We start from the raw sequence: 14,669 nt of genomic DNA, 5'->3' as shown, positions 1-14,669 counted from the left end.
CTTGCTACTCTTCTTCTTTGTCTCTATTTTGGCAAGGAGAAAACTGTTGCCAGATTGCACCTGTTGGCCAGTGAGGGGTCCTAAAACACGCATTCTAAGAGTAGTGAAGGCTACTAAAATACGCATTATCGCACAGTCTGCCGGTTCTTCTTGTTTTTTGTTAAGCGTGAGGCAACATTGACGTGAGGTGAAGAAATGCCAAGAACAGGACGTCAGGCGAGCAGCACGGGTTACTACCCACGTTATGATTCGTGGAATCCATCGCCTGCATCGGCGAGTTGGCCCGGTTTTTGGCGACCGTTACCGCAGCGAAGTTATCGAGGACGACGCCTACTTTCTCGGTGCACTACGTTACATTCACATGAATCCCGTACAGGCGCGATTAGTATCAGGCTCGGCTGAATAACAGTGGAGCAGCTACAGGGAGTGCACGATGGAAATAGCTCACATCAGTGAAGCACAGAAAGCGATCTTGCTGTGTACCTCGAGACCGGTGAAGACCGCGAAACCTACAGGTTAGCTTGCGCCAATAAGGTCCTAGAGCAGTTTGTGCCCTGCACCGCATAGAAAGGGCCGCGCAGTACAGGCGCGACCCCGCAATCTTCTCGGCCATCTGTCGGCAGTTGACTCAGGATGTTGGCCTCACGTTGCGCAAGGCCGCCGAAACACTTGAGACCTCGCATACCACGGGAATTTCATTAAACACTGAAATTCCCGAAGGCGTATCAGGCGTTGCAAGAGGACTAATTTACGAATGGACGGGAGGGCTCATTTCCAACAAGAACAGTCCCTTTTGTTCTGGTGAAGTTGCGGGAAACGCCAGGGTAGACATTGAGAAGCGAACTGGCAAACCTGTGTTTGCGGAAAAAACGCGGTTTACTTCTCAAGACTACTAGGCGAAGTGTTTGAAGGAGCAAAGGGTGAAGAAAATGACGATCAGAAGATTGAATAAACACGGGTGAAACTGAAACAATGTTATCAAGGTATGTGCGCCCAATGAGACAAGCTCAGCTCCACCAAACTTCACGGCAACAAGAAAACAGGGCCTGTTCTTTGTCGGCCAGGTCCTGTTTCTTGGGGCTAGGGCCAGGCTCCTAGTTCTTACCTCAACTTGAATCCTATGTCGTGTGGGGTGAGGCGGTTCGTAGTGGTGCCATCGCCTAGTAGACCGAATACATTATTCCCCCATGCCCACACCGTTCCGTCATGCCTTAAGGCGACGGTGAAATACCACCCGCCGGCGGAAATAGCAGTTACTCCGGTCAGGCCGCTTACACGGACGGGAGTGAGATGAGCTGTGGTAGTGTCATCGCCTAGCTGGCCCCAATGATTATCCCCCCATGCTAAAACGGTGCCGTCTGACCTTAAGGCGACTGTATGCTGCCACCCGGCGGAGATTGCACTTACTCCGGTGAGGCCGCTTACCGGGGTTGGAACGGTGCGCAGAGTCATGGTGCCATCGCCCAGCTGGCCACTAAAGTTCCCTCCCCATGTCCATACAGTTCCGTCTGACTTTAATGCGACTGTGTGAGTTTGCCCGGCGGAAATAGCAGTTACTGCCGCCAGATCACTAACCTGAACTGGGGCGTGGCGATTCATGGTGGTGCCTTCGCCCAGTATGCCGTGGCTATTCCACCCCCACACCCATACAGTCCCGTCTGCCTTTAAGGCGACGGTGTGAAGGGCGCCAGCGGAAATGGCGGTTACTCCGATCAGGCCACTTACCTGGATAGGGGTTAGGCGAGTCGTGGTGGTGCCGTCGCCAAGTTGGCCGGTGTCATTCCGCCCCCAGGCCCAGACGGTACCATCTGATTTTAAAGCGACAGCATGCCCAGTGCCGACAGAAATAGCGGTTGTTTCAGTCAGGCCGCTTACCTGGACGAGGGTGCGTCGAAACGAGGTGGTGCCATCGCCTAACTGGCCCCAATCGTTATTTCCCCACGCCCACACTGTTCCGTCGGATTTTAAGGCGACGGTGTTCTGCTCACCGGCGGCGATGGCGGTTACTCCATTTAGACCATTTACCTGAGTAGGGGTGTGGCGCTCCCGGGAGTCGTCGCCCATCTGGCCGTATAAATTGGACCCCCATGTCCATACGGTTCCGTCTGATCTTAAGGCGACAGTGTGCCAATATCCGGAAGAGATGGCGGGGGGGACTTCGGTCGTAGCGACGGCCACTGTCACCCTACAGCTTGCCTGCCTTCCCCCATATACCGTGGTTACGGCAATGATTGCAGTTCCTGCAGCTCGGGCGGTGACTAGGCCGGTATCGCTTACTGTGGCAACCGTGGTGTCGCTTGAGCTCCATTGCACACTTTTGTTAGCGGCGTTGGCTGGTGTAATCGTTGCTACCAACTGTCTGGTATCGTTAACGGTAAGCGACAGGGTTTCACTATCAAGGCTGACGCCAGTTACACCTACTGCACATCCTACAAGCATAGCGCTGGACACTAAAAGCACCAAGACACTAACCGCGTATCTTTTGACTTTCATATTGCTTCCCCAACCCCTTCCATTCCTGCCTAATCGGTTAATGCCCATTGTCGCCTGCACCGATAAACCTTGGCACTCCATTTTTCCGCCGCGCACCCATACTCTGACTCTTTTGCCTGGGGGAAGGCTACCAAAGTGGTTGTTTTCCTGATAGGTAACTCTATGCTCACTTCCCCATGTGTGCTCCAATTCCTTTGTCGAATCATGTCTAGGGAGCGGATTTATGTGCTGCAACAGCGAGGGGACCGTGAAATGAACGACGGGCTATGCGACAATATGTCCACGTTCGGACCCAGGCTATATATGCGCGCCGAAGCTGCAGCGACTGAGCTTTTAAGGACGCTGGATACCTGAATGCACACCCCTTCCGTGAATCGTTTAACTTTAGAGAATGAGTGTCCAGCGTATAATTTTGTACTAGCTTAGCCATTTATATCTCAATGATCAAGCCCTTGAGGACTAAACTCGAGGGCTTTTTGTGTGTCGATCTGAACCAAAAGGAAATTTGACGGCAAAGGGGAGCTGCTGATTACGGTCATGTTCAGCCTCGCGCAGGAGGAGAGCCGCTCCATCTCCGATGAGAATGAAGGAATTGCAGATTCTCTAGAGAAGAAATGATTAAATAGTGAGTTAAGGTGTGAGGGGTCTTATTGCGGTTGATTTAGAGCTGCTTGTTGCCTCTTTGTTTTTTGCACTCACAAACTCTTGTATTGCCCCCAATAAGATGAAAGTGGTGTCGCGATGATTCGCCCATTTATGGACAATGATCTGCCAGCAATTATAGAAATGGTGCTTCAGAACAGACAAATGAAACCCACGGAAATTGGGGAGCGCGTTAAAAGCAGTACTGCCTGGGTCTTTGAAGACGAAGACTTACTTGGCTGTGCCGCATTAGGGGAGGTAAGCGAGTCCCAACATGGCCCGGAAGCATGGCTCTGGCTATATACTGCGCCCACTCACAGGCGGCAGGGTATAGGGGAGAAGCTATGGCAGACGGTGAAAGGGCACCTCGAGGATCTTAATGTGGTAAGGCTTTACACAACTTATCGAACCGACGCCGGGGCCAACCGCCAGTTCTTCACCAAACACGGCTTCACGCCCTGGTACTCAGCTCATGCCATGCGCTATACCGGTCCGCCCTTTACAGAAGTAGAGATTAAGCTGTTTCCCTACACTGGTCAAATGTTTGAGGACTATGTGCGCCTCACCAACGATGGGTTCCGCCGGCTCAGAAGCCAGTGCGATATAGAGCCGATCGACACCTACCCTGCAGGCAGTGACCAGGCAGAAACTCGAAAACAGCTCATTGATGATAGTGGCAACATCTTCTTGCTATATGAAGAGGGCAAAGCTGTTGGCTACACTCTACTGGGCTCAGACTTCATAGATACCATTGTCATAGACCAAGCGTATCAAGGCCGCGGCCTTGGGCGGCAACTTACCCAGTTGTCGGTTAACCTGCTGCGACAAAGAGGTGTGGACACCGTCTATCTCAGCGTAGTAGATATCAACGTCAACGCTCGGAGGCTTTATGACTCACTCGGTTTTGAGCGCTTCGAAACCGTAGAATTCGCTCGGGCCACACTTGCAGACCTTCGCTAGCACCAGGCATACAGACGGGGGCAGTTTACGCAGGACGTCTAATTTGCGAGAGAGTGGGAGGGGCGATTTTCATAAAGAACCATCACTTTTGTTTCAGAAGTCGAGCGCTATTGTTCTCGGAAAGAGGTTTCCTGCCTGTTTGGTTAGCGGGGTTATTCATTATCATTGCTGAGACTGCATTAGCTGTTACAATCACCTGGAACACTTGGGAAGCTAGCGGGTCTGCGATTAGTGTCGGGCTAGTGATAGCGGCACTTTCGCTGCCTAAACTCATTCTGGAGACCTTTATAGGTGAAAGTGTAGATATCTCAAACCGCAGAAGCCTAATGATAATTGGGTGCTTAGGTACTTTGTTTGTCTCTATAGCATTATCCGTGGTCAGTGTAACGGGCTTTATGCACAGGGGTGTGCTTACCGTTTTAGTCATTTGGCTCTTGCCAGTGTTTAGTATGCTATTTCACCGTGCGCATTCGTCGCTGCTACCAAAACTCTTCCCTGATGCAACCACACTGTTGCAGGTTAGCTCCATACTCAGAACCACAAGCGAAGGGACAGCATTCCTTGGGGGAGGGGTTGCTCTACTGATCTCGATCGTGGGCGCCTCTTGGGTTATGTTCTGCGCCATAGTGTTCGCACTATTCGCTACGTTATTTGCTGGCCTAGTGCCCGATTGTGATGCAGATAGGAAGCAAGTTAGGGTAAGGTGGCCGTCCCGAAAGACACAGTCTGCGTCATTTAGCGAGATACTTCACAACAGATTTCTTGTTTGGTTTGTCGCAGTAGTTGGACTATCCAATATTCCTCATAAAGCAATAAATGCTATGTTAATCCCATTGGCTTCATCCCGTTTTGAGATGGGGGCTCAAGGGTACGGTCTAATGGAACTAGCACTTAGCCTAGGTGTAATCAGTAGTTATCTTCTCTCAGGAGCATTTTTCGCTAAGAAGTGTCCATACCGCTTGACCATATTGGGTCTCGCATGTAGTGCAGTCGCTGTTATCTTTGTGCCATTGACGAATAATTTTACAATGGTCATTCTTCTCGTAGCGTATGGGTTCTCCGAAGGCTTCTTCTTGCCTGCTTCTTGCCTGCTTATACGAAGTACTCTCTGACCATTAACGACAGCTCGCGTGGACGAACAAATGCCCTATTCAATAGTATATCTCTAGTACTATCGCCAATTGCTCAAGTCGGGGCAGGGGTTGTGGCAGACGAGTATGGGGTGTCAGCGCTCTACACTTTCTCTGGCCTTCTACTAATTGTCATTACGATCGCGGCATGGGCGCTCAATCCTCGTATGAAGGAGTTGCCAGACGGGATGGGTACTGAAAAGTATTAATGTGAACCAAAAGGAACCAAAAGGGAAAGGTCTTGCTGTTTTTTGCTAAGCGTGAGGTAGCATTGACGTGAGGTGAGGATGTTCCAAGAGCATGAAGTCAGGCGAGCAGCATCAGTAAAGCGCCACAAGGGGACTAATTTATGAGTAGATGGGATGGTGACTCCCATGAAAAACCATCACATTTGTTTCGTGTTTCGTGGGTAAAAAACTTCTTGCGTTTGGCTGCGGGGCTGGTCGATTGGTGCAAAATACCGGGCCATGTTATGTAACCTGGCGCGTTGCAACCTGCTATAATTAGGGTAGAAGGGGGCATTATTATGCGCGTCGTCGCCATTATGCTTGTTTTTCTCCTCCTAATAGGCTGCAGCCCACGCGAGCAAGCGCTTAATCCGCAGCCTGAACCTCCTGTGGCACAGAACCCCATCCCGCAGACTCCCCAACCTGAGCCTGAGCCTGTGGAGCGCCCACAAGATAAGCCGGACGTCCCCGAAAAGACGGCGGAGGAACGCCTAGCTGAACTGCCCGCCGGCCTTGACACCGTTCCGCGCGGCTATTGGTTTGGGCGCAACAACACCCATGCTCAGCCTACACCCGGCTTGAGCAAGAGCTTAATTGAGAAGTACGAGGTCATTGTCCTTGGCCGCCCAGAGAAGAAATATGTCTATCTCACGTTCGACCTTGGTTATGAACAGGGATTTACGTCGAGGATTCTCGACGTCCTTCACGAGAATAACGTGCCCGCCGCGTTCTTCGTAACAGGACTGACAATACGCACGCGACCTGACTTAGTCAAGCGCCTTGTCAAAGACGGACATGTAGTGGCCAACCACACAGTCAATCACCCCTCACTGCCCTCCTTAACTCTCGAGGAAATAAAGGCAGAGCTCACTCTACTTGACAATATGCTGGCGGACTTGACAGGCCAGCGCACACACTTTTTTCGCCCCCCGATGGGGAACTACTCCGAATACACTCTGGCGGTGACACAGGCACTAGGCTATCGGACGGTGTTTTGGAGTATGGCCTACAAGGACTGGGTGATCGACGAACAACCCGGGGCGAAATACGCTCTAGAGCATGTAACAGCAAATGTCCATCCCGGTGCCGTTATTCTTCTGCACGCCGTCTCCCAGAGCAATACGGAAGCCCTGCCCGCAATCATTGCAGAACTTCGGGCTTTGGGGTACGAGTTTAGGTCACTGCAAGATTTTGTCGATAGCAGCAATCCGTAAGATGTTGATGCTCCAAGCTAGCGGATTTCCTCTGCCAAGGTCTAGCAAGCGCTGCAAGAAGACTAACTTACGAGATAATGGTAGGGGCGGTTTCCAAATGGAACCGTCCTTTTTGTTTACGGGCTAGAGATAATTGTACAAACATTGCAATTTGATTTGTCACATGAGTCTGCCCAGATATGGTATGATTTTCATATTAAACAGTTAGCGCGGTGCGCATGACGACCATTTCAGAGGGAGTCTAGTATTGGGGGGCGTCGATATGAGTAGTGTCGTTTGGCCGGTCCTCTTTCTCGTCTTTAATGGAATGGTGGTGGGGGCTCTTCTTTACATAGCGCTCATAATCCATGAATTACCTCATGTAGCGACAGCGAAACTCGTAGATAATAAGGGGCAATATCTCGTCACGATGGTGTACGGGCAGCAGCTATTCTCCCTGACGATTTTGGGAATACCGATGCGCATAGTGATTGCAGGTGGCGAATGATGAACGCTATGTCGCGCTCATCCGTCCTGGCCGCGGCGCTCTCCATCTTTTTGACTACTATGCTCTTGCTCGCAGTGTTACTCGAAGCCGCGTCGCCAATTAGGTCTCAACCACTTACATCTTCGGTTATCGCTAGCCAGGGACGAACAGTCTATGCACTGGTTAGTTATGCGCCGGGCAGCGAGGACATACCAGCCATAAAGGACCGCTTAGAACAGGACTTACATGCTATCGAGAGAGTGTTTCAAGACTTTGTTGGGCAGCGTGCGGCAGGCGGGAGCCGGGCCATCTTGGTGATTAAGGCGACAGAGCACGCGAGTTCTGCTAATACTGCCCTGGTTCGCACGCCGGCTGTGTCTAAGGCAAGTCTAAACCCTGCAGGCGAGGGCTTGGTGGGCACGACTAACTTAGGCCCGGGCTATGTCATTGAGACAAGTACTGGGCGGCTCGGTTATAGCGACCTACTGGCTCTAGTTTTGCTCCTGCCGCGCTTATCCGACCACACCCCGCTAGTCGTTGCGGAGGGCGATGAGGTACTACGGCAGGTAAAAGAGAGCCAAGAATTTAACGAATTCAGCCGTCTTGAAGTGAACCTTGGGCCTTTGGGAATGTGGAGCACGGAAGGCATGCACCTTGTCCCTGTCTGGCGAGCAGGGGTGCTCACCTATCGTGTCCTCAATTTAACTGGCTCTACCTTGTTTGAACTTCCGCCCTTGCCCTACTACATTGCCAGACCTAGCTGGTCGCCAGTAGTGCCACGTTTTATTAGCGGGGCAACTGCGACAGAACTACTAATCGCAGACGGTTACTCCGGCAAAGTGCATCGCCTGGATTTGACTACTCTCTTTCCGTCGCGAGACCTAGCCATTACCGAGGGCTTGGAGATGGCGGCTTCACCGGACGGGGAACAAATCTACTTTACCCTGAGCTTCAACATGCCGGAAACTTTTTGGCAAAGAGAAAACCATAGCTATGTCTACGATCTGGTTGCCGGAGAAGTAATGGTTGCGCCATATCTAGAACCAATGAAACCCGAGACGCAAGAACCTGCGCCGGGTAGAGGGGTTATTCCGAATTTTGTTTCGCCACTTCCGGGGCATGTTTCACCTGTGTGGCAAAAAACCAGCCAAGGCTGGAGCAGGGGAAGCCTTAGCCGAAACGAGAGCAATATAGGCCCGTTGTGGGTTTCGTTGCTGCCTCAGGACCAACCTTTTGTCTTTTTGCCAACGCAGTTTTTCCTGCAGCACCGCTTTATTGCCTACGCCTCGCAGACGCAAATCGTTGTTTATGACCGTAGGCAAGGGGAATATCATCGCCTAGATGTAAACGCACTACTCCCCGACGACTACCAGAAAGTCGAAGCGGTGCGGTTTGCACACGACCCCAATCGTTCTTCCAGTCAGGTTTACCTCTAATTTCTGCAGCACGGTAGAGCTGCGTCGCTCTATCGCTGGGACTTAGCGGCAAACACAACGTTGCGGCTCGAAACTACATTAGAGCAGTTGCAGCGGTACGGGCAGAGGTTCGACTGGGAGTTTATCCCGGCCACGGTTGGCTTTGCTCTGCCTTGCGCGGTAATGCCGGACGTAACAAGTCAAACTGATGTTCAGGGGAGCCAAGGCGCTTTAGCCGGAGTCAGCTACGTAGCTGCGACGGCGGTTTTCTTGGGTGCGGCTGGTTTAGTGAACTACCCTTTCAGTATGCGCGGATTGGTCTGCGCCCTTAGCTTAGAGGGCTGGATTAGGCATTTTGGGCTTGTCTCGCCGCTGACGGCTTTTTGTCTCGTTTTTCTGCTGAGAGCAAGGCTTTCGCGACGTGGCTATGTGCTGACTAGGCGGGCGGCCTTAATCGGTTCCGCGCTTTTGGCTGTGCCGGCTCTCTGTGTAATTATCTATGGCGAGCGGCTCCACTGGTACTTGCTGCCTTTGGGACCATTTGCCCTACCTGCGACTTTGCTCCTTGGCGCGGTTACGGTCGCTGCCTTTGTGGGGGCGCTCGTTTCTGTCTGCGTATTTTACGCACTGAAACGTTGACGGTGAAGGAACCCAGAGCGGACGCCACAGAGCCTGCAACTACCGTTGTGCCGGTAGCCACGCCATGCGCAAAGCAGCCGAGGGGACTACTCGGGACGCTCATGACTGTTGCGGCTGCCCTAATGGTGTTCGTCCTCATAGTGGTGTATGCACAAACAGGCGTCATGTACAGCCCAGGCGGTTACGTGGGGTTACTGTTGCTGCTCTTTTTCCTAATCGTCTCTGCTGTTTTTCATCTTGGCTCGTTTATAATCGCACATATGATGAGTCTGCTTGAGGTAAAAGCAGTTGAATAACTAAAACAAGTGGTAACCAAAAGGGACTGTTCCTCTTGGTTTTTTGACGAGCGTGCGGGAACATTGACCTGAGGTGAGGATAGGCCAAGAACAGGACGTCAGGCGAGCAGCGCCGGTTACTACCACGTTATGATTCGCGGAATCAACAAGGAGTTCGTCTTTCAGATAGGATGGCGTTTTAGGGAGAGAGGAACACTGTTGACAAAAATCTGATTTGAAGTATTATTAAGACGTCATCATGATAGTAGTCTTAAGAATCTGCATTAGCGCATCTATATGTGAGGGGGGGCGGGTTAGCGGAAACGCCTAAGAAGGCGACTTTCAACCATAAACAGGAAGGGGAGGCACATATGAACTACGCAGAAATTACTGCAACTCTGCAACAAATCGGCCGCATAGTTTGGGGCCCGCCCACTTGGGCACTGTTAGGGCTATGCGGGGTGTACCTATCACTCAAGACAGGCTGGTTCCAGGTCAGCAGGTTTAAGATCTACTATGGGGAAACTGCGGGGAAAATATTTCAGAAACAACAAAAAATAGGCCAAGGCGATATCACGCCTTTTCAGGCATTTACCACAGCCGCGGCGGCCACGATTGGCGTCGGCAACCTAGTGGGCACCACAACCGCTATTCTCTTCGGCGGGCCGGGCGCAGTTTTCTGGATGTGGGTGGTAGGTTTCTTTGGCATCACCACCAAGTTTGCTGAGATCGTGTTGGCTGTTCACTACCGTGAAGTCAATATTAAAGGCATGATGATCGGTGGACCGATGAAGTACATAGAAAAGGGCCTGGGCTGGAAGTGGCTTGCGGTGATCTTCGCCATAGCCGGTTCACTGGCGGCATTTGGTATAGGGAATCTGGTGCAGGCTAACAATGTCGCAGGAGCCCTAGAGAGGGCTTTTGACATTTCCCGTCCCGTGTCGGGCATTGCTCTGATAGTGTTTGTCGGTCTCGTCATTATTGGCGGCATTAAGCGTGTCGGTCAGGTTGCGGAGAAGGCCGTTCCCTTTATGGCCCTTATGATGATAGTAGGTTGCACATTGGTTGTAATTGAAAACATCGCCTTGGTCCCGGATGCTTTCGCCCGAATCTTCGCCGGAGCGTTTACTACTCAGGGCGCCGTTGGCGGCTTTGCGGGGGCCGCTATCGCCTCGGCAATACGGTACGGTCTTATGCGGGGCATCTTTTCAAACGAAGCGGGCCTCGGCTCCGCACCTATTGCCCACGCCACCGCACAGACCAATCATCCTGTTAGGCAAGGCTTCTGGGGGGCTATCGAGGTTGTGCTTGATACCCACATTGTCTGCACATTCGTAGCACTTGCAGTTCTCACCAGCGGAGCTTGGACACAGGGGCAGACCGCTATGGTTACGTTTATGTACGCCTTTTCGTCGTCCTTCATTGGTCCCGTGATAGGGAATGCCATCGCCGCCATCGGGATACTCGTTTTTGCCTATACCACCATGCTGGGTTGGTCGGTGTACGGTGAAAAGTGCCTCGAGTATCTTGTTGGGTCGGGATCCAATTTAGTATACCGTCTTATCTACCTGCCGGTGCTGTATGTGGGCGCACTCAACATTGTTCCGGTCTGGGCCGTTGCTGACATTCTCAATGCGTTTATGGCTATTCCCAACATCATCGCACTTATAGCGTTGACCGGCACCTTCTCTACGATTGCGGGGTCTTACTTCAAGGGCGAGCCCTACGTACCATATGCCGAAAACCCAACCTATTACAAACAGAAATAACGCGGCGATAATCTATTGTGCTCGAGCCCGGGTGGTTCCCGGGCTTTTTGCTGCTAACGACGCGCCCTTCATCAGTTATGGTTCACGAAAAAGCGGGAAGCAAGAGGAACCAAAAGGGACTGTTCCTCTTGGCTTTTTGCTGAGCGTGCGGGAACATTGACCTGAGGTGAGGATAGGCCAAGAACAGGACGTCAGGCGAGTAGCGCCGGTTACTACCACGTTATGATTCGCGGAATCAACAAGGAGTTTGTCTTTCAGAGTAAGGTGTATCAGGCGCTGCAAGACGTCTAATCTGCGAGAGAGTGGGAGGGGCGCTAAACGTTCCTTCTTCTCTCCTGCTTCTTGCATCTTGCATCTTGCATCTTGCATCTTGCATCTTGCATCTTGCATCTTGCTTCTAACTAGGGCCTTTTCACGCAGTCGTCCGTCCCATATGTTTGGAGACATTGCCGCAGGGAGTCATCATTGATACAATGAACCACAAGTGAGTTGTTGGTCGGGGGGTTGTATTTATGAAGATTAACGTGAATCCAGTCAAGGGTATGCGCGATTTTCTGCCCGCGGAGGTCAGGCTGCGCGAATATGTGAAAAGTAAAATTACAGAGACCTATGAGCAGCAGGGCTTTTCGCTTATCGAAACGCCAGCGGTAGAAAACATTGAGCTTTTGACGAATAGCGAGGGTGGCGACAATTTACAGCTGATCTTTAAGATACTTAAGCGGGGCGAGCAGCTTCAACTTGGGCGGGCAGATCTCAGTGAGGAGTCGATAGTGGATTGCGGCTTGCGGTATGACCTGACGCTGCCTCTCTCCCGTTTTTACGCCTGTAACAAAGATAAGTTGCCAACTCCCTTTAAGGCGATGCAGATCGGCACCGTCTACCGCGCCGAGCGCCCGCAGAAGGGTCGGTATCGCGCCTTTACTCAGTGCGATATCGACATAATTGGTGATGCCTCGCCCTTAGCGGAATGCGAGCTGATACATGCGACGGCTAAGGCACTGCAGTCCGTACACCTGCAAGACTTCGTCGTTAAGATAAGCGATAGGCGCCTTTTGGCAGCGGTTATTGCCAGCTTTGGCTTTGCTCCGGAAGCGGTACCTTCTATTTGTCTAGCACTCGACAAGAGCGACAAAATCGGCTGGGATAAAGTCCTGCAGGAGCTTTGTGAGGGGGGACTTGAGGCGGAGCAGGTAGAACAGTTTGTATCTGCAGTGCGCGGGCTGTCTTTAGAGACAGTGCTGTCGTACGGCGTACCCGCGAGCATCTATGATTCTCTCAAGGAAGTCATTGACACAGTGGCAAAGTTAGCCGATGGAAAGTACCAAGTTATCTTTTCGCCGACCTTAGTGCGGGGCATGGGCTACTACACGGGCATGGTTTTTGAAATTGCCACGGAAGGCCTGGGGCTAGCAGTGGCGGGCGGCGGACGCTATGATGCTATGATTGGCAAGTGGCTAGGTACGATGGTGCCTGCCGTTGGTTTCTCCATCGGTTTTGAGCGCATTATTCTGCTCTTGCAGGAGCGTGGCTTTGTACCGCCTAGTTCTTGCGCCCGCATCGCCTTGCTCTTTAGTCAGGAGCACGACAGTCTCTACAGTATTCTCGCGGCGGCGGAAGCGCTCCGCGAAGCGGGACACAAGGTCAGTACGCTGCCGGCTCGCCACAAGCTCGGTAAACAGCTAGCGCAACTAGAGGCGGAGGGTTACAGCGGCTACTACAGCTGTGTTAAGGGCGAGTTAATTTTGTTCCCCTAGAGAATGTGCCCGCGGTAAGAAGCCAAGCAAGCAAAAGCCCTAGCGTATGTTGGCTAGGGCTTTTTGGTGCCTTGTAGACGAACCGGGGTAGCTTCGCGCGCCTTAGCGGAAATTAGCCAGGCCCTCTTTGAAGGCGGCCAGTGTTTCGGGGGTTTCATCTAGCCAGTAGCGGCGAGCCGGGATGGTGCCGTGGAAATCGGCATGGTTCCACCAGATGGCGACGCTAATGCGCGGGTAGCGCGGCAAGTAGCGCATGGCATCCCTTATCCATGCTACTTTGTCGCCACCCACGGAGTTAGAGGCAAATTCGGTAATCATAAAGGGCTTGTGCGGGAACAGAGCATCGTAGCTAGCATAGAGCGGGTCGTAAATCTCGCGGAAACCCCGCCACTTCTCGCCGGGATAGTAGGTGCCGGCATTGTAGCCGGTTAGCCCGATGACATCGACATAGGCATCACCTGGGTAGTAGAGAAGTTTGTCGTTCCAGGCAAAGGGCGGATATGAGCCGTCGTGTGGGTTCCACACCCACAGCACATTATGGGCACCCTCCTCCGCAAAGAGATGGTATAAGTAGCGGTAGCTGTCAACATAAAGGCTGGCGTCCTTGCTGCTCCAGTAGGCCGAGTAGGCACACCAGTCGCCATTCATCTCATTGTTGAAGCGAAACAGAAGCGGCTGGCCAAACTTGGCCACGTCGCGAGCGTACTGCCGCAGCCACTCGTCGTGCTTGCCCGAAAGCAAGTCGTAAGTTAAAGAGTAGGTTACGCCAAGCTGCGGTGAAAAGGTCTGCAGTGTCAGCACGGGTATGCGGCCTTCTGCTGCGGTGAGGGCTAATCGTCTTCCGGGCATGCCAGAAGTGAAGTCGCTATAGAGTAAAATGTACTTAAAAAAGTAGTCTAGGCGATTTTCTAACCGGTGCAGGGGGTCGGCATAAAGCGGAAAGCTCGGCTCAAAAAGCCCCCAAGTCTGTCGCGACGCGTTAGAGAGCTCTTTCTGCAGAGCCTCTGCTGCGCTTGTGAGGGGTGCAGCGCGATTAGCCGCACGCGGCAAGATAACGGCAGGGGCCGCCCCTTGGGCAGGGATCGGCACAAAGTAGTGGACCATGGCGGGTACTATGCGCTCTAGCTCGGCGAGAGTTTTGGCCCTAAAAAGTAAGGTATAGGTGAGCCTTGGTTGAACGACGATATCTACGGAGGCATACATGGGCATGTCCTGAGCGACCTTGCTGAGAGTCGGTCGTCGCCACCACAATTCGTGCACCTCGCGGCCGTGCCGGATACCCTTAGTGTGGCGTATAATTTGCACTTTGTCTCTACCACTGAGAATGGGGGCGTTGCTATAGCTGATGTATGTTTGTGACGGGGTCGCTCTCTCAACGAAAATTTCCACTTCGGCTGCCTCACTATGCAGCAAAGTGCGCACTGCGGCGAGACTTAAATCAACCTGCATTTCGGTGGGGTATTTGAGCGTGAAACCAGCATGGTCATTGGTGAGAACACGGTAAGAGTCAGATGAGGGCCGCGTGAGAGGCGGGGGAGATTCGTTGGCTGAACGTCGTTCTTGCGCGGTGCAACCAGAAAAAACGAGAGAGACCAGCATTAGCAGCATGAGCGATAGTTTGCGCACAGAATTACCTCCTCTAAGCACCTGCAAGTAGTATAACATGGGCGGCACCGCTTGCCGCC

At 52.4% G+C, this 14,669-nt stretch carries 12 protein-coding genes; 10 read left to right on the top strand and 2 right to left on the bottom strand.

Annotation, left to right across the window (positions count from 1 at the left end):
• The first annotated feature begins 244 nt into the window (after positions 1–244).
• Positions 245–406 carry a hypothetical protein gene (locus KGZ92_03395; GenBank protein ID MBS3888334.1) on the top strand — a complete coding sequence of 54 codons (162 nt, stop codon included), beginning with the start codon at positions 245–247 and terminating at the stop codon, positions 404–406.
• Positions 407–1,101: 695 nt separating this feature from the next.
• Here KGZ92_03395 and KGZ92_03390 read toward each other — a convergent pair.
• The gene (locus tag KGZ92_03390) at positions 1,102–2,232 is read right to left on the bottom strand and encodes a hypothetical protein (protein MBS3888333.1); all 1,131 of its coding nucleotides are present in this window, start codon (positions 2,230–2,232) and stop codon (positions 1,102–1,104) included.
• A gap of 1,002 nt (positions 2,233–3,234) precedes the next feature.
• On the opposite strand from KGZ92_03390, the gene KGZ92_03385 reads away from it, so the two are divergent.
• The 9 genes from KGZ92_03385 to hisS all read left to right on the top strand — a co-directional run bounded on the left by KGZ92_03385 (position 3,235) and on the right by hisS (position 12,984).
• Entirely contained in the window at positions 3,235–4,095 is an 861-nt protein-coding gene (locus KGZ92_03385; protein ID MBS3888332.1) for a GNAT family N-acetyltransferase, read from the top strand.
• A 110-nt stretch (positions 4,096–4,205) separates the two neighbouring features.
• Positions 4,206–5,207 carry an MFS transporter gene (locus KGZ92_03380; GenBank protein ID MBS3888331.1) on the top strand — a complete coding sequence of 334 codons (1,002 nt, stop codon included), beginning with the start codon at positions 4,206–4,208 and terminating at the stop codon, positions 5,205–5,207.
• A gap of 544 nt (positions 5,208–5,751) precedes the next feature.
• A complete protein-coding gene (locus KGZ92_03375; protein ID MBS3888330.1) occupies positions 5,752–6,666 on the top strand; it encodes a polysaccharide deacetylase family protein in 915 nt (304 codons plus the stop codon).
• A gap of 262 nt (positions 6,667–6,928) precedes the next feature.
• Entirely contained in the window at positions 6,929–7,153 is a 225-nt protein-coding gene (locus KGZ92_03370; GenBank protein MBS3888329.1) for a hypothetical protein, read from the top strand.
• Positions 7,153–8,568 (top strand): hypothetical protein, encoded by a 1,416-nt coding sequence (locus KGZ92_03365; protein MBS3888328.1) that lies wholly within the window; start codon positions 7,153–7,155, stop codon positions 8,566–8,568. The genes KGZ92_03370 and KGZ92_03365 overlap by 1 nt, the downstream gene beginning before the upstream one ends.
• Positions 8,569–8,628: 60 nt before the next feature.
• Complete coding sequence (locus tag KGZ92_03360) at positions 8,629–9,186, top strand: hypothetical protein (protein ID MBS3888327.1); 558 nt, start codon at positions 8,629–8,631, stop codon at positions 9,184–9,186.
• Positions 9,187–9,188: 2 nt separating this feature from the next.
• Positions 9,189–9,482 (top strand): hypothetical protein, encoded by a 294-nt coding sequence (locus KGZ92_03355; GenBank protein ID MBS3888326.1) that lies wholly within the window; start codon positions 9,189–9,191, stop codon positions 9,480–9,482.
• A 350-nt stretch (positions 9,483–9,832) separates the two neighbouring features.
• Positions 9,833–11,230 carry a sodium:alanine symporter family protein gene (locus KGZ92_03350; GenBank protein MBS3888325.1) on the top strand — a complete coding sequence of 466 codons (1,398 nt, stop codon included), beginning with the start codon at positions 9,833–9,835 and terminating at the stop codon, positions 11,228–11,230.
• A 512-nt stretch (positions 11,231–11,742) separates the two neighbouring features.
• Complete coding sequence (hisS, locus tag KGZ92_03345) at positions 11,743–12,984, top strand: histidine--tRNA ligase (protein MBS3888324.1); 1,242 nt, start codon at positions 11,743–11,745, stop codon at positions 12,982–12,984.
• 102 nt (positions 12,985–13,086) lie between these two features.
• On the opposite strand, the gene KGZ92_03340 is transcribed toward hisS, so the two are convergent.
• Positions 13,087–14,610 (bottom strand): glycoside hydrolase family 26, encoded by a 1,524-nt coding sequence (locus KGZ92_03340; protein MBS3888323.1) that lies wholly within the window; start codon positions 14,608–14,610, stop codon positions 13,087–13,089.
• Between the last annotated feature and the right edge of the window lie 59 nt (positions 14,611–14,669).

The sequence above is a fragment of the Bacillota bacterium genome (assembly GCA_018333655.1).
Lineage (GTDB): Bacteria > Bacillota > UBA994 > UBA994 > UBA994 > BS524.
The sequence above is the reverse complement of the archived record's forward strand: the minus strand, read 5'-3'. Positions and strand labels throughout refer to the sequence as shown.

Bases quoted from the DNA above. Each gene is read 5' to 3' on its own strand.
- KGZ92_03395 (MBS3888334.1), top strand. From the start codon at position 245: ATGATTCGTGGAATCCATCGCCTGCATCGGCGAGTTGGCCCGGTTTTT.
- KGZ92_03385 (MBS3888332.1), top strand. From the start codon at position 3,235: ATGATTCGCCCATTTATGGACAATGATCTGCCAGCAATTATAGAAATG.
- KGZ92_03375 (MBS3888330.1), top strand. From the start codon at position 5,752: ATGCGCGTCGTCGCCATTATGCTTGTTTTTCTCCTCCTAATAGGCTGC.
- KGZ92_03370 (MBS3888329.1), top strand. From the start codon at position 6,929: ATGAGTAGTGTCGTTTGGCCGGTCCTCTTTCTCGTCTTTAATGGAATG.
- KGZ92_03365 (MBS3888328.1), top strand. From the start codon at position 7,153: ATGAACGCTATGTCGCGCTCATCCGTCCTGGCCGCGGCGCTCTCCATC.
- KGZ92_03350 (MBS3888325.1), top strand. From the start codon at position 9,833: ATGAACTACGCAGAAATTACTGCAACTCTGCAACAAATCGGCCGCATA.
- hisS (MBS3888324.1), top strand. From the start codon at position 11,743: ATGAAGATTAACGTGAATCCAGTCAAGGGTATGCGCGATTTTCTGCCC.